Here is a 19,785-nt window from a genome sequence, read left to right as displayed (position 1 = left end):
TTATTGATCGGGGCGCTCAAAAACCGTCCATTGGACGGCTGGCCGCCTCGCGCAGAACGTCCATGAAGGCCTGCGCGGCCGGTGTCGGCGGCTCGCCCAGCCGGGTGATCAGGCCATAGTCGGGCATACGGTCCGGCAGCTCCACAGGGATGCGGGCCAGCAGGCCTTTGTTCACGTATTTTTCGACCAGCGCGGCGGGCTGCAGCGACAGCATGTCGGTGGTGTGCATCAGCTCCAGCGCAAACAAAAAAGAAGGCGTCTCGACCACGCCCGAGGTGGGTGCCAGGCCAGCGCTGCCAAAGATATCGTCCGACACCTTGCGCACGGCGGTAGAGGCGGGGTACAGAATCCAGGGCCAATGGGCCAGCTCGGTCAAGGCCAGGTCCACCGTGCCGCGCAAAGGGTGGTGCAGCCCGGCCACCACCTGCAGTGGCTCGGCAGACAGGCGCTCGTAATGGAACTGGCTGCGCTGCGCCTCGTCCGTGAAACGGCCGATCATCAGGTCGATCTTTCGTTCGGCCAGCCACACCACCAGTTGGTCGCTGCTCTGCTCCAGAATTTTGAGCACCAGCAAAGGCCGCAGGCGCTGGATTTCAGCCACCGACGCCACCAGCAAATGGGCTGCGGAGCCGGTGATGGCGCCAATCGACAAGTGGCCGTGCCCGCCTTGCTTGAGGGCATTGAATTCGTCCACAAACTGGCGCTGGCCGTCGAGCACAGCGCTGGCATAGCGCAGGGTAAAAAGCCCCAGCTCGTTGGGCCGCATGCCGCGCGACAAGCGGTCAAACAAACGCGCCTCCAGGATCTCCTCGATGTCCATCAGGATCTTGGTGGCCGCAGGCTGGGTGACGTGCATCTGCTCGGCCGTCAAACGCAGGTTGCGGGTGCGCCCGAGGATGTCCAGAAACTGCAAATGCCGAAACCGCAGCCGCGCACAAGCCTGTGCCAAAGACAAGGGTTTACCCGGAAAAACGTCTGTACCCATAACCATTTGGAATGGATCGTAGCAAAAAATTCAGTAGACCCATGCGGGGGCCAGACCTACCCTTCGGCCTGCGTCACTGACGGGCCTACAAAGGAACCGCAGGGCGTGGGCGGCACACCTGCCGCGACACAGCCATACCAACGGAGACAAACATGAAGTTCAAATCCCTCGCCCTGGCCGCCACCGTGCTGGCCGCTTTGGCCGCCCCGGTGTCCGCGCAAATCAAAGAGCATGTGTTCAAGGTAGGCATCGGCCTGAGCGAAGACCACCCCCAGGCACTGGCCGTCAAGCACTTTGCCGAAAAACTGGCCGCCAAGAGCGGCGGCAAGATGAATGCCAAGCTGTTTGCCAGCGGCTCGCTGGGCAACGACGTGAGCATGACATCGGCCTTGCGCGGCGGCACGCTGGAGATGACGGTGCCGGACTCCTCCACGCTGATGTCGCTGATCAAGCCCTTTGGCGTGCTGAACCTGCCCCTGACCTTCAACAACGAGCAAGAAGCCGACGCCGTGCTGGACGGCCCCTTTGGCCAGAAGCTGCTGGCCAAGCTGCCCGAAAAGGGCCTGGTCGGCCTGGGCTACTGGGAAAACGGCTTTCGCCATGTGACCAACTCGCGCCGCCCCATCAACAAGGCGGACGACCTGGCAGGCCTGAAGCTGCGCGTGATCCAAAGCCCCCTGTTCCTGGACACCTTCAACGCCCTGGGCACCAACGCCACGCCCATGCCCTTCACCGAGCTATACACCGCCATGGAACAAGCTGCGGTGGACGGGCAAGAGAACCCGCCCGCCACCATCCTGACCAGCAAGTTCTACGAAGTGCAAAAGCACCTGGTGCTCTCGCGCCACATGTACAGCGCCTGGGTGCTGCTCATGTCCAAGAAGACCTGGGACGGCCTCTCGGCCCAAGAGCAAAAAATCGTGCAGGAAGCGGCCCGCGAAGCCACGTTGTTTGAGCGCAAGTCCATCCGCGCCTTGAGTGAAACCGCCCTGGGCGACCTCAAGAAGGTGGGCATGCAAATCACCGAGCTGCCAGCGGCCGAACAGGCCAAGCTGCGCGCCAAGCTGCAACCGGTGCTGGCCAAGTACGGCCGGGAGTTTGGTGAGGAAACCACCAACGAGCTGATGAGCGAACTGGCCAAGGTGCGCGGCACGGCAGCCACTGCTGCCAAGTAAGCCACAGGCGCGCCAGGGGCACGCCAAGTGCGTGCCCTTGCACCTTGCACCATGCACCATGCACCATGCACCCGTCTGGTGCCATCCATCGCTTTCGTTCATCCGCACCCGTTTTCGCCACAGGGACCGACATGCCAAAGACACCCCGCCGCCCCTTTCGCTCCCGCGACTGGTTTGCCGACCCTGAGCGCTCGGACATGACCGCGCTGTACCTGGAGCGGTTCATGAACTACGGGCTCACGCCCGAAGAACTGCGCTCAGGCCGGCCCATCATTGGCATTGCACAAACGGGCAGTGACTTGTCGCCTTGCAACCGCATCCACGTCGACTTGGCGCGCCGCGTGCGCGAGGGCATCCGCGACGCAGGGGGCATTCCCATGGAATTCCCTGTGCATCCCATCTTTGAGAACTGCCGTCGTCCCACGGCGGCGCTGGACCGCAACCTGGCCTACCTGGGCCTGGTGGAGACGCTGTACGGCTACCCCATTGATGCCGTGGTGCTAACCACAGGCTGCGACAAGACCACCCCTGCGGGCGTGATGGCGGCCAGCACGGTGGACATTCCGGCCATCGTGCTCTCCGGCGGCCCCATGCTGGACGGCTGGCACAACGGCGAGTTGGTGGGCTCAGGCACCGTCATCTGGCGCAGCCGCCGTCAGCTGGCCGCAGGGGAGATTGACGAAGAGGAATTTTTGCAGCGCGCCTGCAGCAGTGCCCCCTCTGCCGGGCACTGCAACACCATGGGCACGGCATCGACCATGAACGCCGTGGCCGAAGCCCTGGGCCTGTCGCTGCCTGGCTGCGCGGCCATTCCGGCGCCTTACCGAGAGCGGGGCCAGATGGCGTATGAGACCGGGCGCCGCATTGTCGAGATGGCCTATGAAGACCTGCGCCCTTCGCGCATCCTGACGCGCGAGAGCTTTCTCAATGCGCTGTCGGTGGTGAGCGTGGCCGGGGGATCGAGCAACGCACAGGTGCACATCATGGCCATGGCGCGCCACGCGGGCGTGGTGCTGGAGGCCAAGGACTGGACCGAGCACGCCTACGACCTGCCCCTGCTGCTGAACATGCAGCCCGCAGGCCAGTTTCTGGGCGAGCGCTTTTTCCGCGCCGGTGGTGTGCCTGCATTGATGTGGGAGTTGCAGCAAGCCGGGCGCCTGCACAACGACTGCGCCAGCGTGACGGGCCGCACAGTGGGCGACAACCTGCAAGGCCGCGAAACCCGCGACCGCGAGGTGATTCGCCCATTTGATCGGCCGTTGCTGCAAAAGGCCGGCTTCCTGGTGCTCAGCGGCAACCTGTTTGACTTTGGCATTTTGAAGACCTCCGTGATCTCCGAGGCCTTCCGCGCCCGCTACCTGAGCCGCCCAGGCCAGGAGGGCACTTTTGAAGCCCGCGCCGTGGTGTTTGAAGGCGCAGACGACTACCACGCCCGCATCAACGACCCGGCACTGAACATCGACGAAGGCTGCATCCTGGTGATGCGCGGCGCGGGGCCCATTGGCTGGCCAGGATCGGCCGAGGTGGTCAACATGCAACCGCCCGATGCACTGATCCAGCGCGGCATCAACACCCTGCCCACCCTGGGCGATGGTAGGCAATCGGGCACGGCAGACAGCCCGTCCATCCTGAACGTGTCGCCAGAGAGTGCTGTGGGCGGAGGCCTGAGCTGGCTGCAAAGCGGCGACACCATCCGCATCGACCTGAACACGGGCCGCTGCGATGCGCTGGTGGCGCCCGAAGAGGTCGCACGCCGCCGCCGCGAGCTGCCCGCGCCCCCTATCCCCAAGAGCCAGTCTCCGTGGGAAGCGCTCTACCGCGAAAAGACGGGCCAACTGGTGGATGGCGCGACGCTGGACTTCGCGCTGCAGTTCCAGCGCATCTCTGAAAACACCCCACGCCACAACCACTGAGCCCGGCACTGCACAGCGCAACCACGCCAACCAAGGCGTGCGCTGCGCAAGCGGCAATTTGACACCGTAAAGGACATTCCATGACCACCACAACAGCGGCCACCATGGCCGGTGCGGACAAACACGCCCCTACACCAGCCCACCCGAGTCCCTCCATTGCGCAAGTGCTGCCCACCGACGGCCTGCAAGGCACCTTGGTGGGCCGTGTGTGGGCCCCCGGAGCCATCCCCGGGCCCGCCGTGGTCGCCCTGCGGCCCGAAGGTGTGTTCGACCTGACCGAACACTACCCCACCATGAGCACCCTGCTGGACCAAGCCCAGCCCGCACAGGCGGTGCAAGACACGCCGGGCCAGTGGCTTTGCAGTGTGGAGGACCTCGTTCAGAACAGCTTGCCTGGCCAGCACAACGCTGGCGCGCCCTGGCTGCTGGCCCCCTGCGATCTGCAGGTGGTCAAAGCCGCTGGCGTCACCTTTGCCGCGAGCCTGATTGAGCGGGTGATTGAGGAACAGGCCCGGGGCGACGCCAGCCGCGCGCAGGGGCTCAGAAGCCAGGTGATCGGACTGATTGGCGAAAGCCTGGCAGACATCCGCCCCGGCTCGCCCCAAGCCATGGCGCTGAAAGCACTGCTGCAGGAAAAAGGCCTGTGGTCACAGTACCTGGAGGTGGGCATTGGCCCCGATGCCGAGGTGTTCACCAAGGCGCCCGTGCTGGCCTCGGTGGGCTGCGGCCAGGACATCGGCATCCGCGCCGATTCGGCCTGGAACAACCCCGAGCCCGAGGTGGTGCTGGCGGTGAATGGACGCGGCGACATCGTGGGCGCCACGCTGGGCAACGATGTGAACCTGCGCGACATTGAAGGCCGCAGCGCACTGCTGCTGGGCAAGGCCAAGGACAACAACGCATCGTGCGCATTAGGGCCATTCATCCGCCTGTTCGATGCGGGCTTTGGCCTGGACCAAGTGCGCAACGAAACCGTGCACTTGCACGTGGCCGGGGCGGACGGCTTTGAGCTGCGTGGCATCAACACCATGGCCAGCATCAGCCGCGACCCGGCCGATCTGGTGGCGCAGACGCTGGCGGCACACCAGTACCCCGACGGGTTCATGCTGTTCCTCGGCACGCTGTTTGCACCCATTGAAGACCGCGACCAGCCCGGCAGCGGCTTCACGCACAAGCTGGGCGATGTGGTCACCATCCAGAGTGCATGGCTGGGCGGCCTGCACAACCGCGTGACGCACAGCGAGACGGCTACGCCCTGGCAGTTTGGTCTGCGCGCCTTCATCAACAACCTGGCACAGCGCGGCCTGTTGCGCAACGCCAGTTTGTGACTCGGCCCAAAGTGCCGCCTTCCCAAAAATGAATGGCCCCGCCATCACGGAGACATCCCCATGCTGACCTCTTTCATTGACCGGTGCTGCCGCTGCATCAACCTGCTGATCGCCCTGGCCCTTGCGGTGATGGTGCTGCTGGTGTTTGGCAACGTGGTGCTGCGTTACGCCTTCAACTCCGGCATTTCGGTCAGCGAAGAGCTGTCGCGCTGGCTGTTTGTTTGGATCACGTTCCTCGGGGCCATCGTGGCGGTGCGCGAGCATGGCCACCTGGGCACCGACATGCTGCTCACCAAGCTACCGCCCGTTGGCCAGCGCATCTGCCTGGTGGCCAGCTACGGGCTGATGCTGTTTTGCACCTGGCTGCTGTTCAGTGGGGCCCTGGCCCAGGCGCGCATCAACCTGGATGTGGAAGCGCCGGTGACGGGTGCCTCCATGGCCATCTTCTATGCATCGGGCGTGGTGTTTGCCGTGGTGTCCGGCCTCTTGCTGCTGATGGACCTCTGGCGCCTTCTGTCGGGCCAGATCAGAGACGACGAGCTGGTGCAAGTCACCGAATCGGAAGACCTGGCCTCGATCGAAGACCTGCACCTCGATCGCACCGGCGCACCCCACAAGTAATCCGCCCAGGAGACCTACCCATGACTGTTTTCATCTTCCTTGGCTCCCTGCTGGCGGCCATGGCCATTGGCGTGCCCATCGCCTACGCTCTGCTGGTGTCTGGTGCGGCACTGATGTGGCACCTGGACCTGTTTGACGCGCAGATCCTGGCCCAGAACGTCATCAACGGCGCAGACTCGTTCCCGCTGCTGGCGGTGCCGTTCTTCATGCTGGCGGGCGAGATCATGAACGTGGGCGGCTTGTCCCAGCGCATTGTCAAGCTCGCGCTGACGCTGGTGGGGCACAAGCGCGGCGGGCTGGGGTTTGTGGCCATTTTGGCGGCCTGCATGCTGGCCGCACTGTCGGGCTCTGCCGTGGCCGACACGGCGGCGCTGGCGGCCCTGCTGCTACCCATGATGGTGAAGGCCGGACACGACAAGGCGCGCGCCGGGGGGCTGATTGCCTCGGCGGGCATCATTGCGCCCGTCATTCCACCGTCCATCGGGTTCGTGGTGTTTGGCGTGGCCGCCAACGTGTCGATCAGCAAGCTGTTTCTGGCGGGTATCGTGCCCGGCTTGATGATGGGGCTGGCCATTGCCGTGGCCTGGTATTGGGTATCGCAGCGCGAAAACATCACGCCGCCCCCCAAGGCATCCACCGCAGAAAAGCTGCAGGCGCTCAAGGAGTCCACCTGGGCGCTGTTTCTGCCCGTGATCGTGATCGTGGGCCTGAAGATGGGCGTGTTCACCCCCACCGAGGCAGCGGCCGTGGCGGCGGTGTACGCCCTGCTGGTGGCCACCCTGGTCTACCGAGAACTGCACTGGCGCGAGCTCACGGCCGTTTTTGTGAGCGCGGCCAAGACGACGGCGGTGATCATGTTCCTGGTGGCTGCAGCCATGGTGAGCGCCTGGCTCATCACGGTGGCCGACATCCCCCGGCAACTGATTGACATCCTCAAGCCACTGATCGACTCACCGATGCTGCTGATGATTGCCATCATGCTGCTGGTGATGGCCGTGGGCACCGCCATGGACATGACGCCCACGATCCTAATCATGACGCCAGTGCTGATGCCCGTGGTCAAGGCCGCAGGCATCGACCCCGTGTACTTCGGCGTGCTGTTCATCATGAACAACGCCATCGGGCTGATCACGCCCCCCGTGGGAACGGTGCTGAACGTGGTGGCTGGGGTCGGAAAGATGCGGATGGACGAGGTCACCCGGGGCGTCATCCCTTTCATGGCGGCCCAGTTCGCAGTGATGTTCCTGATGGTGCTGTTCCCCGCCATCGTGCTGGTGCCTATGCGCTGGTTCACGGGCTAGGCGTTTGCACACCACGACCCACCGTCTACCTCACACGGCCTCTCTTCGGAGCCCCTCATGGAATCGAACACCTTGCACCACGCGACCGAGACCCGTCTGCCGCTAGAGACATTGCTGGCGGCCTTGGGTCCATCGGCCGTGCTCTGGGGGGCGGACATCCCCGAGCGCAACCACAACGATTACAGCGGCCTGCAGCCCAGCCCGCCGCTGGCGGTGGTGCGCCCTGCCGACACGGCGGGCGTGGCAACCGCTTTGCGCATCTGCCACGCCCACGGCGTGCCTGTGGTGCCCCAGGGCGGAATGACCGGGCTGTGCGGTGGTGCCCGGGCAGCGCCTGGCCAGGTGGCTTTGTCCTTGGAGCGCCTCGTCGGCATAGAGGAGCTGGATGCCGCTGCAGCCACCATGACGGTGCTGGCAGGGACGCCGCTGGAAGCCATTCAGCAGGCCGCCACTGCTGCCGGATTTTTCTGCCCGCTGGACCTGGGGGCTCGCGGCTCGTGTGCCATTGGCGGCAACCTGGCCACCAATGCCGGTGGCAACCGTGTGATCCGCTACGGCATGGCCCGCGAGATGGTGCTGGGTATTGAAGTGGTGCTGCCCGACGGCACCGTAGTGACCAGCCTCAACAAGATGATCAAGAACAATGCGGGGTTTGACCTCAAACACCTGTTCATCGGCAGCGAGGGCACGCTGGGCATCATTACCCGCGTGGTGCTCAAGCTGTTTCCACAGCCTGCCTCGACCATGATGGCCGTCTGCGCGCTGCGCAGCTATGCCGATGTGCTGGCGCTGCTGAACTCCGCCCGCCAGAACATGGGGCCACTGCTATCGGCCTTTGAGGTCATGTGGCCTGACTACTGGCAATTTGCCATGCGCCACGCGCCTGGGGTGCGCAACCCGTTCCCAGGCGACGAGACCAACTACGGGGCCTATGTGCTGGTGGAAGCACTGGGCACCGACCCGGTTCAAGATGCGCCACGCTTTGAGCGCTGGCTGGAGGGACTGATGGACACAGGCGCGGTGCCCAATGCTGCGTTGGCACAGTCGCTGGCCGATGGCAAGGCGTTCTGGCGCATCCGCGACGCCAGTGGCGAACTGCACCCTGTGTGGCCGCAGCACCTGGCCTTTGATGTGGGGCTGCCCGTGGCACGCATGGACGAATACGCCAGCCGCTGCAGACAAGCCCTGCAAGCGCAGTTCCCGGGGGTGCAGTCGCTGTTCTATGGCCACATTGGTGACGGCAACCTGCACATCATCGTGTACCAGCCCGCAGCCGACTCACAGCCCAAGGACCAGGTCAATGCCCTGGTGTATGGCCTGGTGCGAGAGTACGGCGGCACGGTCTCTGCAGAGCATGGCATCGGCACCCTCAAACGCGAGTGGCTGGGGCACGCACGCGCCCCCGAAGAGATCGCGCTGATGCGGCTCATCAAGAACGCCATCGACCCCAAGGCGCTGCTCAACCCCGGCAAGGTTCTTTGACTCTTATCCACCGCTCGCACCACCACGCCATGACCACACTTCGACTTGCCAACAAAACCGCTTTTGTCACCTCTGCAGGCCAAGGCATAGGCCGCGCCACCGCCGTCGCTTTTGCAGCCCAGGGCGCACGCGTGATCGCCACCGATATCAATGCCCAGGCGCTCGCCACGCTCCAGGACGACATTGGCTGCACAGTGCACACCTTGGATGTCACCGACCCACTGGCCATCGCAGCGGTGGCGCAGTCTGCGGGCCCCATACAGGTGCTGTTCAACGGTGCCGGGTTTGTGCACGCAGGCAGCGTGCTGGACTGCACCGAAGACGAATGGGCTTTTGCGTTCGAGCTGAACGTGCGCTCGCAATTTCGCACCATCAAGGCCTTCCTGCCCGGCATGCTGGCCCAAGGTGGCGGCTCCATCATCAACGTGGCGTCGGTCGCAGGCAGCATCAAAGGGGCACCCAACCGGTTTGTCTACGGCACCACCAAGGCGGCCATCGTCGGCCTGACCAAATCCGTGGCCGCCGACTTTGTGGCCCAAGGCATTCGCTGCAACGCCATTTGCCCAGGCACCGTGCTGTCACCCTCGCTGCAAGAGCGCATCAATGCCCAGGCCCTCGCCACAGGCCAAAGCTTGGCGCAGGTAGAGTCCGGATTTGTCGAACGCCAGCCCATGGGCCGCCTGGGGCGCGCCGAAGAAATTGCCGCGCTGGCCGTGTACCTCGCCAGCGATGAGTCGTCCTTCACCACAGGCACCACCCAGATCATCGACGGCGGTTGGTCCAATTAAATGGAATTGAATTAACAAGGAGACATGGAATGAAACTACTGCGCCACGGCCCCAAGGGGCAAGAGAAGCCCGCCCTGCTGCACACCGACGGCACGGTACGCGACCTTAGCGCCGTCCTGCCCGACATCGGCCCCAGTACCTTGTCACCAAGCGGCATGGCCGCACTGGCCAGTCTGGACGCATCCACCCTGCCAGTGGTGGAGCCCGGTCGCCTGGCCGTGCCCTGGACAGGCATGCGCAAATTCATTGCCATTGGCCTGAACTACGCAGACCACGCGGCGGAAGCCAACATGCCCATCCCGCAGGAACCCATCGTTTTCACCAAAACCGTGGATTGCGCCGTGGGCTGCAACCACCCGGTGGTGCTGCCGCAGGGCTCCGTCAAGACCGACTGGGAAGTGGAGCTGGGCGTCGTCATCGGCACCCGTGCGCGCTATGTGAGCGAAGCCGATGCGTTGAAGCATGTGGCGGGCTACTGCACCATCAACGATATTTCCGAGCGCGAGTACCAGCTCGAACGCGGCGGCACCTGGGACAAGGGCAAGGGCTGCGACACCTTTGGCCCCATTGGCCCTTGGTTGGTCAGCGCAGAGGAAGTTGGCGATCCGCAAAACCTGGCGATGTGGCTGGACGTGAATGGCGAGCGCCAGCAAACCGGCAGCACCCGTACCATGATTTTTACGGTGGCTCAGCTCGTCAGCTACCTCAGCCGCTTCATGACCCTGGAGCCCGGAGACCTCATCACCACAGGCACCCCGCCGGGTGTGGGCATGGGCAAAAAGCCCGCACCCCAGTTTTTGAAACCTGGCGATGTCATTACCCTCGGCATCGAAAAGCTGGGCGACCAACGCCAGACGGTTTTCGCCTGGGACCCTCAGCTCATTGATGGCTGAGCCCCCCCGCCGCGTGATAGCCCAGCGCTGATACCGGCGTTGGGCGCATCGAACCGGTCTGCGCGCACGGGCTTTTGCCCCTGCCGCGCAGGGGGTCGAAAGCGGAAACTGCGCGAAATGATGCGTAAACGCTACGCCCTTACGCATTGACGAGCATTTTCAGGAGCGCTGCCACGGCCTTTCAGCCCCCGAGATACAGGGGCGGCACCAGCCAAACGCAGGTTATTGGGGTTAAGCCTGAAAATTTCCCCCCCAACGCACCCCGAACTGCTTCTAGAATTTGTAAACGTGCGTATCAGCGCGAAGGACACCGACCATGAAAGCAGTTCAGCAAGAAATCGACGAACGGACCAACCTCACCAGCACGAACAAGTTCGAGCTGCTGTTGTTCCGACTGGGTATTGACAGTGCGCTGGGCAAATCAGAGCTGTTCGGGATCAATGTGTTCAAGATCCGCGAGATCGTGGCCATGCCCAGCATCACGCCCATCGCCGGAACCACCGCCCATTCGTTGGGAGTGGTCAACCTGCGCGGCCAGGTGATCCCGGTGCTGGACTTGCCCTCCATCGTGGGCTGCAAGCCCCAAACGGGGCTCAACATCATGTTGGTGACTGAATACGCGCGCACCACGCAAGCCTTTGCGGTCGAATCGGTGGAGGACATCGTTCGCCTCGACTGGAAGCAAGTGCTGTCAGCCGAGACCAGCGGCGCCGCAGGCAAGCTGGTCACCAGCATTGCACGCCTGGATGGCAACACCGATGAGTCCCGCCTGGCCCAGGTGCTGGATGTGGAAGCCATTTTGCAAATGGTCTCGCCCTCCGATGGTCATGAAGTCACGGAAGAGAAAGTGGGCGCCAAGCTCAAACTCAAGCCTGGCACCATCATCCTCGCAGCGGATGACTCCTTCGTGGCCCGTTCACTCATCGAGCAGGAACTGAAGGTCCTCCAAGCACCGTACGAGATGGTCAAGTCCGGCAAAGAAGCCTGGGACCGGCTCAATGCCATTGCCAAGGCCGCAGAAGCCGAGGGCAAGTCTGTTACAGACCGTGTGGCCATGGTGCTGACCGACCTAGAAATGCCCGAAATGGACGGGTTCACCCTCACCCGCAACATCAAGCAAGACGCTCGCTTCAGCGGCCTGCCCGTGGTGATTCACTCCTCGCTGTCTGGCTCGGCCAACGAAGACCACGTCCGCAGCGTGGGCGCGGACGGCTACGTCGCCAAGTTTGTGGCCGAAGACTTGGCCGAAACCATTCGGCGCGTTCTCCCCCGCTGATGACGTTTACCGTCCCCGGCAATGCAGGGGACGGATCGACACGGCCATCCGACCACGAGCATTCGCAGCTTGTGGTCCCGGGTGAAGATTGGCTGGCAAAACGAAGCGGCCCTGGCCGGACGCCACGTCGAGGGCAGTACAAGCTGTACGACAAGACGGGACAACAACCCCAGGGGAGTTTGGTGAGCTGCATTCAACCCGCTTGGGCGCGTGCTTTCACCCCCTGACACGGACAAGGCCGTCGCTCACGACAGCGCCCCTACGGCATGGCGCTGACTGCCTCTACCGCACAGCCGGAAGGCTCAGCGTGCTCAAAACCCCAGCCCCGTCAACCAAAACGGGGCCCCAGGCGTCATGGTGTGATACACCGCCACTGCAAGCCATCGCACCAGTCGCGGCCTAGACTCAGGCACACGGGGCACGCAGCCTGCTCCAAAGGGATCCACCCATGAAACCATCCATCAGCCGATTCGCAGGTGCTTTTGCGCTGTGCGCAGGGCTGGCCGCCTGCACCACCGTGCCGGGAGACCCCTATTACGAGGCACCCTACTACCCGGTGTACCAACCCCAACCGGTGTACATCTACAACCAGCCCCCGCTGATTCGCCCCTACCCGGTGGCACCACCCCCTCCTGTTTACTATGGACGCCCCTACGACGATGACCGCCGGGGCTGGAACCACCCGCCTGCGGCCAATGACCGTTGGCGCGACAGAGACAATGGCCGTGATCGAGACAACGCCCGCGACAGAGACCGTGCCGATCGCGACCGCAGAGACCGGGAAGACAGAGAGCGCCACGACCGGGAAGCCCAGCGGGGACGCCCCCCTGAACGCGTTCAGCCGCCACCTCCACCGCCCGCGCAAAGCCCGGACAGGGTATGGCGCGATGCCCGGCCACCAAGCCAAGGCCAGTCTGCCGAGGACAATCGCGGCCGAGGCTCCAGGCCTTCAGACCCGGCAAACCGCTGACTACCTGCGCCGCCCACTCCAACCCGGAACAATGCCATGCCTTACCGCCTGAAGCCCCTGTGGAAATGGCCCGCCGCAGCGGTACTTTGTGCCTGCAGTGCCCTGCCTGCATTCAGCCAAGTCATTCGCTGCACCGACGCCAAGACCGGACAAGTCACCTACACCGACGGCAAGTGCGCAACGGGTGCCGCTGCCCACGAGGTGGAAGCCAAACGCACAGCGGAGGAAATTGAGCAGGAGCGGCGCTCTGCCGAGCGGGCGTTAGAGCTCAAACAACAGCGGCAGCAAGCCGAAAGCGCAGCAGCCAGTGCGCAAAGCCAGCGCGAGGTGGAACAAGAGCGCCTGCGCGCCGCACGGGCCGCCGCAGCAGCCCCCCTGCCCAAGGACTACGCCAGTTCACCCGAATGCGCCAAATCGCGCAGGAACCTGGAGCTGGTGTCGACCGGCCTGTCTCGCTCCAACTACGACCAGGAGATGCGCATTGAAGCGGCACAACGGCAAATGGACCTGGACTGCTTGGGGCCGCAAGGCTATGCGGAGCTGGAGCGCGCCCGGGCCGCCCAACCCCGCGTCGTGGTCACTCCGCAGCGACGCCCGGCCTACCCCACGCCGGCTCCGGCACCCCAGCAGCCTTACCTGACGACCTGCAGCAACTTCTACTGCATCGACAACACCGGGGCGCGCTACCCACGGTCAGGCCCCGGCCAGTTCCCCGGCAACGGTGGCGTGTGCAAATCCAAAGGCGGGCAGGCCCCCTGCTGACAGCCCCACACCGTCCAAGCCCCCGAGATGTGACCTCAAGCAGCAGGGCGTGCTGACAACCCCGTTGCAACATCCGGAAACTGCAGCCGCAAGCCCAGCTCCTGCACCATGCGCTGGTTGTCCAGGCGGCGCGATTCGCTCATAAAGCTCAGCAGCACCAGCGGCAGCTGCTCCTTGGCCGCGCTGCGCGCAATGCGGGGTGGGCGGGGTAGCCCGTACAGGTCCGCAGCCAAATCAAAATAGTCACCCATTCGCAGGTGGTGCCCGTCGCTCACGTTGTACACCCGCTGGGCACGCCCTCGCCACAGCGCCGCCATGCAGGCCCGGGCCAAGTCATCGGCATGGATGTGGTTGGTGAAGACATCATCAGCGGCCTCCAGTACGGGTGTGCCTTTGAGCAACCGGGCCCGGGGCGTGCCCCCCTCGCGGTCTGGCGCATAAATGCCGGGAATGCGCAAAATGCTGGCACGCACACCCGCACGCCCCAGGTGGCGCACAGCCGCCTCGGCATCCACCCGCCGCTGGGCACGGGGTGTGGAGGGCGCCAGCAAACGCTCCTCGCGCACCAGCGCTCCGGCGCAGTCGCCGTACACGCCGCTGGTCGATGCGTACACCAGCGATGCGGGCAAGCGGCGCATTCGCAGCACGCGGCCCAGGGCCTGGGTGCGGGGGTCGCGCCACCAGGCATCGCGTCCTCCGCCTTCTGTAGGCGGTGGTGCCAGATGCAACACCCGCGTGGCAACGCCTGCCAGGCGCCGCAAGCTCGCTGCATCATCCAGATTTCCCAGCACCGGGGTTGCCCCCAACTGGCGCAGTGCGACGCGGCGGTCTGGGCTGGAAGTCAGGGCCATAACCCGCATGCGCCCAGCCCCTGCCCCCTGTGCCAAGTTGCGGGCCACACGGCTGCCAACATCGCCACAGCCCACGATCAACAATCGCTCACGGCGAAAACGGGCAGGCAAGGCGCCCAGGGCACTGGACAAAGCCACGGTACTCATGATTTCTTTCGGGGGAACAAGCAGAAAAAGTTCAATGGTCAAACAGGCGGCCCACAGGCTCTGAAGCCCACAGCGCCAGGGCCAAACCCCTGCGGCGCACTGAGCAAACGCAATGCAAAGCCGTTCGGCTCAGCACGCCTTCAGTTTCTGCGGGCAAAATTGGCGCCATTCGCATAAGCCCCCGAGGATACCCACAACATGACGCGACCCGACGACGCTGCTGGCGCCGCATTCCAGATCTCTGTAACGCCCAGCGGGCGCACCTTCCAAAGCCAAGGCGATGAAACCATCCTGGCCGCAGCCATCCGCAGCGGCGTAGGCCTGCCCTACGGCTGCAAAGACGGCGCCTGTGGCTCCTGCAAGTGCAAAAAGACCAGCGGCTCCGTCACCCACACCGATCACCAGGCCAAGGCACTGAGCGCGGAAGAAGAGGCTGCCGGTTTTGTGCTGACCTGCTGTGCGCGGCCGCTGTCCGATGTGGTGCTGGAGTCGCGCCAGGTGACCGATGAAAGTGCCTACCCCATCAAGAAAATGCCGGTGCGTGTCTCCTCGCTGGAAAAACAGTCCCACGATGTGATGCGGATTCGCCTGCAACTGCCTGCGGCAGACACTGTCCGCTACCACGCAGGGCAATACGTGGAGTTCATCCTGCGCGACGGGGCCCGCCGGGCCTATTCCATGGCCAATGCACCGCACACGCAAGAGGCAGCCGCAGGCATTGAGCTGCACATCCGCCACCTGCCGGGCGGCAAGTTCACCGACCATGTGTTCGGCGCGATGAAAGAGAAAGAAATCCTGCGGATCGAGGGCCCCTTTGGCAGCTTCTTCCTTCGCGAAGACTCTGACAAACCCATCGTGCTGCTGGCTTCGGGAACAGGCTTTGCCCCCATCAAGGCCTTGATCGAGCACATGCAAGCCAAGGCCATCACCCGCCCCACCACGCTGTACTGGGGTGGCCGCCGCCCCGAAGACCTGTACATGCACCAGTGGGTGTTGGAACAAGCCGCGCACATGCCACACCTGCGCTATGTGCCCGTGGTGTCCGACGCCCAGCCGCAAGACGGATGGACCGGCCGCACAGGCTTTGTGCACCAGGCCGTGCTGGATGATTTTGCCGACCTCTCGGGCCACCAGGTGTACGCCTGCGGCGCGCCCATCGTGGTCGAATCGGCGCGCACAGCGTACAGCGCCCAGCGGGGGCTGCCTGCTGACGAGTTTTACGCAGACTCTTTCACCTCCGAAGCGGACAAGCACGGCCCTTCTGCGTGACGACGGCACTGCGCTGGCAGCCCCACGCAGCCCAAAGGGCTGCCTTTGGCCCTCTATGAAAAGGTTCTCGGCGCCCAGGCAGTTTTCTTTTTTGCAACAATCACGCCATGAACCGCAGAAACCTCCTCATTGCCAGTGCGGCAGTCACCGCCGCCTTTTCCACCCCGCTGGCCTTGTCGCAAGACGCCGGGCAGCCCATTCGGCTGATCGTGCCTTATGCACCGGGTGGCCCGATCGACGTGACCGCACGGGCACTGGCAGAGCGTGTGCGCGACTCGCTGGGCACCGTGATCATTGATAACAAGGGGGGTGCAGGCGGCAACATCGGCGCAGACGCCATTGCCAAAGCGTCTCCCGACGGGCTGACCATCGGCATTGCCGCCACGGCCACCCACGCCGTCAACCCCTGGCTCTACACCCGGATGCCCTTTGACGCGGGCAAAGACTTCACGGCCATCACGCAGATGGTGCGCGTGCCCAATGTGCTGGTGATGAACGCCGCCAAAGCGGAGCAACTCAAGATCCACACCCTGGCAGACCTCATCGCCTACGCCAAGGCCAATCCCGCCAAGCTCAACTACGGCAGCGGCGGCAACGGCAGCGCGGGCCATCTGGCCGGAGAAATGTTCAAGCAGCGCGCCAACATCTTTGCGCTGCACATTCCCTATCGCGGGGCCAACCCCGCACAGCTGGCGCTTTTGGCAGGCGAGGTGGACTTCAACATCGACAACCTGGCTGCCGCGGCGCCCAACATCCGCTCAGGCAAGCTCAAGGCGCTGGCTGTAACGTCCCTGGAGGCCTCTTCGGCACTGCCCGGCGTGCCCCCCATGGCCAATACCTTCAAGGGGTTCTCCATCGACACCTGGTGGGGCCTGGTGGCCCCCAAGGGCACACCCAAGCCCGTGATCGACAAGCTCAACAAGGCCTTTGTGGCTGCGCTGCAGGCCCCTGAGACCAAAACCCGTTTTGGCGCCCTGCTGGCCGAGCCTGTGGCCACCACACCGCAACAGTTTGAGAGCTTCATGGCCAACGAGCGCGCCAGGTACCAGGAAGTGGTCAAGCTCTCGGGCGCCAAGGTCGATTAAGAGGAAAATAAGCTGCAGCGCTTTCCCATCAAGCGCTAGCAGCTACTTTTTTGATAGCAAATCAGCCGCCCAGGCTTTTGGCAGTCGCTCAATGCGCTGGTCTGCCACGGCCTGCAAGGCAGCCTCGCTCACCAGCGTGGGCGACACTTCGGCCAGCGGCCGCAGCACGAAGGCGCGCTCGGCCATGCGTGGGTGCGGCACGGTGAGGGTGGGGGTGTCCAGCTCGGCGTTGCCATAGCGCAGGATGTCCAAGTCCAGCGTGCGCGGGGCGTTGCGGTAGGGCCGCTCGCGGCCAGCGCCCTGCTCTATCGATTGCAGGCGCTGCAGCACCTCCAGCGCAGGCAGAATGGTGCGCAGCAAGGCCACAGCGTTCAAGTAGTCTGGGCCGCCCGCATCGATCGGTGCACTGGCGTACAAGGCCGAAACATTGACCAGCCGCGTGTCTGGCCAACGGGCCATGGCCTGCAAGGCCTCGTGCAGCGCCTGCTCGCGCTCACCCAGGTTAGCGCCCAGGCCCACCCAGACATCCACAGGCGCCATCGCGCTCATTCGCTGATGGCTGGGGCGGTATCCCCGCCCGCGCCACCCGGCTTGCGGCGACGACGGCGGCGTTTTTTGGGAACTGACCCGTCTTCAGCAGGCTCCGGCAGATCGGCTGCTGCGGCATCGGCCGTGGCAGCGGCTCTAGCAGCGGGCTTTTTGGGCACGCGGCGCACCACGGGTTGTTGTGCTTGCTGCTGGGCTTTGAGACGGGCCTTTTGCTCTTCGCGGGCCTGGTCCAGCAGGTCTTCACGGCGCTCATCGTCTGCCGTCTGGAAGTCTTGCCACCACTCGGCCAGTGCCTCTTCCACCTCGCCAATGTCGGCGCGCAAACGCATGAAGTCAAAGCCTGCGCGGAAGCGGGGCTGCATCACCATGCCAAACGGCGTGTTACCCACGCGCTTTTCAAAGCGAGGTTGCATGACCCAGATTTCGCGCATGTCGGCGGCCAGCTTGCCACGGCCAGACACGTCGCCAATGCGCCGCTCAAACACCTCGTCAATGGAGTCTTGCAGCGCAGGCAAAGCATGTTCACGCCGCCCCATGCGGTCTTCCCAGCCCTTGCGCACATCTTCCCACAGCACACAGGCCAGCAAAAAGCTGGGGGCCACGGGTTTGCCTTCGTTCACGCGGCGGTCGGTGTCCACCAGTGCGGCTTTGACAAACGGGCTGTCGGCACGCTCCACCGCCACGTCAAGCAGCGGGTAGATGCCCTTGGCCATGCCCAGCTTGCGCAGCTGCTCGATGGTGGCAATGGCGTGGCCGGTTTGCAGCAGCTTGAGCATTTCGTCAAACATGCGGCTTTGGGGCACATCGGCCAGCAAGGTTTGCGACTGCACCAGGGGCGCGGCGGTCTTGGCTTCGATAAAGAAGCCCAGCTGGCTGAGTTTGGCGGCAAAGCGCACCGCGCGGATGATGCGCACCGGGTCTTCGCGGTAGCGCGTGGCGGGGTCGCCAATCATGCGCAGGGTCTTCTTCTTGGCGTCCTGAATGCCCTTGTGGTAGTCCACCACCACCTGGGTTTCCGGGTCGTAGTACATGGCGTTGACGGTGAAGTCGCGGCGGGTGGCGTCTTCGTCTTGCGGGCCCCACACGTTGTCACGCAGCACACGGCCGCTGGCGTCCACCGCATGCTGCATGCCCGACAGCTGGGCCTTGCTGGTCTTTTCGTTGCCGCTGACCTGGCCTGCAGCCGAGTTATCGAGGTAGGCGCGGAAGGTGGAGACCTCGATCACCTCATGCTCGCGCCCCCGGCCATGCACCACGTGCACGATGCGAAAGCGCTTGCCAATGATGAAGGCGCGGCGAAACAGCGCCTTGACCTGCTCAGGCGTGGCATTGGTGGCCACGTCAAAGTCCTTGGGGCGCAGGCCCAGCAGCAAGTCCCGCACCGCGCCGCCCACGATGTAGGCCTCAAAGCCCGCGTCCTTGAGGGTGTGCACCACATCGGCCGCCCGCCGGTCCACCAGCTCGGGGTTGATGCCGTGCACGGACGCGGGCACCTCTTCGCGCTTGCCAAAATGGGGCTTGCCGCCAGAGGTGCCGGGCGTCGATTTGCCCAGCAGTTTGTCGATGAACTTCTTGATCATGGGTATGCAGTAAACAGGTGAATGGGCGCTGTGGGGCAGCCTTCAGGCAGCAGCAGGGGCGCCTGTAGCGGCAGCGGATGCGTCTGCCGAAAACAGGTCCAGTATGCGCCAGCCGCGCTCTTGCGCCAGGGCGCGCAGGCGCGGGTCGGGGTTGGTGGCCACGGGGTGGTTGACTTTTTCCAGCAGCGGCACGTCGTTCATCGAATCGCTGTAGAAGGTGCTGTCCACATCGGCCCAAGTGAGCTGGCGCGCAGCCAGCCATTGTTCCATGCGCAGCACCTTGCCTTGGCGCATGGTTGGTATGCCGTCAATTTCGCCCGTGTACCAGCCGTTGGCGTCGCGGGCCAGTTGCACGGCCAGCAACTCTTGCACGCCCAGCGCCTGGGCGATGGGGCGGGTCACGAACTCGTTGGTGGCCGTGACGATGACCACTTGGTCGCCGGCGGCCTCGTGCTGGCGGATCAAATCGAGCGCCTGGGGGCGAATGGCCGGGCCAATCACCTCGCGCATGAATTGCTGGTGCGCCGTGGCCGCCGCATCGGCACCCCGAAGGCGCACGGCTTCGGTGGCAAAGCGCACGTAGTCGTGCACGTTGAGCGTTCCAGCCTGGTAGTGGGCGTAAAACTCATCGTTGCGACGCGCAAATTCCACCGGGTCGTTCCAGCCGATGCGGATGGTGAACTCGCCCCACTCGTAGTCCGAGTCGAGCGGCAGCAGCGTGTGGTCCAGGTCGAAAAGTGCCAAGCGAAGGCGGCTTCTTTGCATTTCAATCATTCAATAAGTTGCGCTGCGTGAGCGATTGCAAAAACT

General features: G+C 64.2%; 18 protein-coding genes. 13 read left to right on the top strand and 5 right to left on the bottom strand.

Annotated elements, in window-relative coordinates; genetic code table 11:
* Positions 1-16: 16 nt before the first annotated feature.
* Complete coding sequence (locus CLU88_RS00830) at positions 17-985, bottom strand: LysR family transcriptional regulator (protein ID WP_099654970.1); 969 nt, start codon at positions 983-985, stop codon at positions 17-19.
* 152 nt (positions 986-1,137) lie between these two features.
* Here CLU88_RS00830 and CLU88_RS00825 point away from each other — a divergent pair, with 152 nt between their 5' ends.
* From CLU88_RS00825 to CLU88_RS00775, 11 genes are all read left to right on the top strand, one after another.
* Positions 1,138-2,160 carry a TRAP transporter substrate-binding protein gene (locus CLU88_RS00825; protein ID WP_099654969.1) on the top strand — a complete coding sequence of 341 codons (1,023 nt, stop codon included), beginning with the start codon at positions 1,138-1,140 and terminating at the stop codon, positions 2,158-2,160.
* A 131-nt stretch (positions 2,161-2,291) separates the two neighbouring features.
* Positions 2,292-4,073, top strand: a complete 1,782-nt coding sequence (locus CLU88_RS00820) for an IlvD/Edd family dehydratase (protein ID WP_099654968.1) — start codon at positions 2,292-2,294, stop codon at positions 4,071-4,073.
* A gap of 80 nt (positions 4,074-4,153) precedes the next feature.
* Positions 4,154-5,401, top strand: coding sequence for a fumarylacetoacetate hydrolase family protein (locus CLU88_RS00815; protein WP_369827573.1), 1,248 nt, complete (start codon positions 4,154-4,156; stop codon positions 5,399-5,401).
* A 60-nt stretch (positions 5,402-5,461) separates the two neighbouring features.
* Positions 5,462-6,022: a TRAP transporter small permease gene (locus tag CLU88_RS00810; protein WP_099654967.1), complete on the top strand. Its 561-nt coding sequence runs from the start codon at positions 5,462-5,464 to the stop codon at positions 6,020-6,022.
* A 20-nt stretch (positions 6,023-6,042) separates the two neighbouring features.
* Complete coding sequence (locus tag CLU88_RS00805) at positions 6,043-7,323, top strand: TRAP transporter large permease subunit (RefSeq protein WP_099654966.1); 1,281 nt, start codon at positions 6,043-6,045, stop codon at positions 7,321-7,323.
* 57 nt (positions 7,324-7,380) lie between these two features.
* Entirely contained in the window at positions 7,381-8,805 is a 1,425-nt protein-coding gene (locus tag CLU88_RS00800; protein WP_099654965.1) for an FAD-binding oxidoreductase, read from the top strand.
* A 29-nt stretch (positions 8,806-8,834) separates the two neighbouring features.
* A complete protein-coding gene (locus CLU88_RS00795) occupies positions 8,835-9,593 on the top strand; it encodes an SDR family oxidoreductase (protein WP_099654964.1) in 759 nt (252 codons plus the stop codon).
* Positions 9,594-9,622: 29 nt separating this feature from the next.
* Entirely contained in the window at positions 9,623-10,486 is an 864-nt protein-coding gene (locus CLU88_RS00790; protein ID WP_099654963.1) for a fumarylacetoacetate hydrolase family protein, read from the top strand.
* 316 nt (positions 10,487-10,802) lie between these two features.
* Positions 10,803-11,762: a chemotaxis protein gene (locus CLU88_RS00785; protein ID WP_099654962.1), complete on the top strand. Its 960-nt coding sequence runs from the start codon at positions 10,803-10,805 to the stop codon at positions 11,760-11,762.
* 448 nt (positions 11,763-12,210) lie between these two features.
* Entirely contained in the window at positions 12,211-12,732 is a 522-nt protein-coding gene (locus CLU88_RS22635; protein ID WP_143225919.1) for a hypothetical protein, read from the top strand.
* A gap of 36 nt (positions 12,733-12,768) precedes the next feature.
* The gene (locus CLU88_RS00775; RefSeq protein ID WP_099654960.1) at positions 12,769-13,494 is read left to right on the top strand and encodes a DUF4124 domain-containing protein; all 726 of its coding nucleotides are present in this window, start codon (positions 12,769-12,771) and stop codon (positions 13,492-13,494) included.
* 35 nt (positions 13,495-13,529) lie between these two features.
* On the opposite strand, the gene CLU88_RS00770 is transcribed toward CLU88_RS00775, so the two are convergent.
* The gene (locus CLU88_RS00770; RefSeq protein ID WP_099654959.1) at positions 13,530-14,492 is read right to left on the bottom strand and encodes an SDR family oxidoreductase; all 963 of its coding nucleotides are present in this window, start codon (positions 14,490-14,492) and stop codon (positions 13,530-13,532) included.
* A 198-nt stretch (positions 14,493-14,690) separates the two neighbouring features.
* Here CLU88_RS00770 and CLU88_RS00765 point away from each other — a divergent pair, with 198 nt between their 5' ends.
* The gene (locus CLU88_RS00765; RefSeq protein WP_099654958.1) at positions 14,691-15,761 is read left to right on the top strand and encodes a CDP-6-deoxy-delta-3,4-glucoseen reductase; all 1,071 of its coding nucleotides are present in this window, start codon (positions 14,691-14,693) and stop codon (positions 15,759-15,761) included.
* Positions 15,762-15,868: 107 nt separating this feature from the next.
* A complete protein-coding gene (locus tag CLU88_RS00760; protein WP_099654957.1) occupies positions 15,869-16,846 on the top strand; it encodes a tripartite tricarboxylate transporter substrate binding protein in 978 nt (325 codons plus the stop codon).
* 42 nt (positions 16,847-16,888) lie between these two features.
* Here the strand turns inward: CLU88_RS00760 and folK are convergent, their stop codons facing one another.
* The 3 genes from folK to CLU88_RS00745 are packed head-to-tail and all read right to left on the bottom strand — an operon-like array spanning position 16,889 to position 19,740.
* The gene (gene folK / locus CLU88_RS00755; RefSeq protein ID WP_099654956.1) at positions 16,889-17,395 is read right to left on the bottom strand and encodes a 2-amino-4-hydroxy-6-hydroxymethyldihydropteridine diphosphokinase; all 507 of its coding nucleotides are present in this window, start codon (positions 17,393-17,395) and stop codon (positions 16,889-16,891) included.
* Complete coding sequence (gene pcnB / locus CLU88_RS00750) at positions 17,392-18,975, bottom strand: polynucleotide adenylyltransferase PcnB (RefSeq protein WP_099654955.1); 1,584 nt, start codon at positions 18,973-18,975, stop codon at positions 17,392-17,394. The genes folK and pcnB overlap by 4 nt, the downstream gene beginning before the upstream one ends.
* Positions 18,976-19,017: 42 nt before the next feature.
* A complete protein-coding gene (locus CLU88_RS00745) occupies positions 19,018-19,740 on the bottom strand; it encodes an HAD family hydrolase (protein ID WP_369827572.1) in 723 nt (240 codons plus the stop codon).
* Positions 19,741-19,785: the final 45 nt, after the last annotated feature.

It is taken from the genome of Acidovorax sp. 56 (assembly GCF_002749705.1).
Taxonomy (GTDB): Bacteria; Pseudomonadota; Gammaproteobacteria; order Burkholderiales; family Burkholderiaceae_C; genus Acidovorax.
This window is presented reverse-complemented; position numbering and strand designations above follow the sequence as displayed.

Coding starts and splice junctions, on each gene's coding strand:
- CLU88_RS00830 (WP_099654970.1), bottom strand. CDS start 985: ATGGGTACAGACGTTTTTCCGGGTAAACCCTTGTCTTTGGCACAGGCT.
- CLU88_RS00825 (WP_099654969.1), top strand. CDS start 1,138: ATGAAGTTCAAATCCCTCGCCCTGGCCGCCACCGTGCTGGCCGCTTTG.
- CLU88_RS00820 (WP_099654968.1), top strand. CDS start 2,292: ATGCCAAAGACACCCCGCCGCCCCTTTCGCTCCCGCGACTGGTTTGCC.
- CLU88_RS00815 (WP_369827573.1), top strand. CDS start 4,154: ATGACCACCACAACAGCGGCCACCATGGCCGGTGCGGACAAACACGCC.
- CLU88_RS00810 (WP_099654967.1), top strand. CDS start 5,462: ATGCTGACCTCTTTCATTGACCGGTGCTGCCGCTGCATCAACCTGCTG.
- CLU88_RS00805 (WP_099654966.1), top strand. CDS start 6,043: ATGACTGTTTTCATCTTCCTTGGCTCCCTGCTGGCGGCCATGGCCATT.
- CLU88_RS00800 (WP_099654965.1), top strand. CDS start 7,381: ATGGAATCGAACACCTTGCACCACGCGACCGAGACCCGTCTGCCGCTA.
- CLU88_RS00795 (WP_099654964.1), top strand. CDS start 8,835: ATGACCACACTTCGACTTGCCAACAAAACCGCTTTTGTCACCTCTGCA.
- CLU88_RS00790 (WP_099654963.1), top strand. CDS start 9,623: ATGAAACTACTGCGCCACGGCCCCAAGGGGCAAGAGAAGCCCGCCCTG.
- CLU88_RS00785 (WP_099654962.1), top strand. CDS start 10,803: ATGAAAGCAGTTCAGCAAGAAATCGACGAACGGACCAACCTCACCAGC.
- CLU88_RS22635 (WP_143225919.1), top strand. CDS start 12,211: ATGAAACCATCCATCAGCCGATTCGCAGGTGCTTTTGCGCTGTGCGCA.
- CLU88_RS00775 (WP_099654960.1), top strand. CDS start 12,769: ATGCCTTACCGCCTGAAGCCCCTGTGGAAATGGCCCGCCGCAGCGGTA.
- CLU88_RS00770 (WP_099654959.1), bottom strand. CDS start 14,492: ATGAGTACCGTGGCTTTGTCCAGTGCCCTGGGCGCCTTGCCTGCCCGT.
- CLU88_RS00765 (WP_099654958.1), top strand. CDS start 14,691: ATGACGCGACCCGACGACGCTGCTGGCGCCGCATTCCAGATCTCTGTA.
- CLU88_RS00760 (WP_099654957.1), top strand. CDS start 15,869: ATGAACCGCAGAAACCTCCTCATTGCCAGTGCGGCAGTCACCGCCGCC.
- folK (WP_099654956.1), bottom strand. CDS start 17,395: ATGAGCGCGATGGCGCCTGTGGATGTCTGGGTGGGCCTGGGCGCTAAC.
- pcnB (WP_099654955.1), bottom strand. CDS start 18,975: ATGATCAAGAAGTTCATCGACAAACTGCTGGGCAAATCGACGCCCGGC.
- CLU88_RS00745 (WP_369827572.1), bottom strand. CDS start 19,740: ATGCAAAGAAGCCGCCTTCGCTTGGCACTTTTCGACCTGGACCACACG.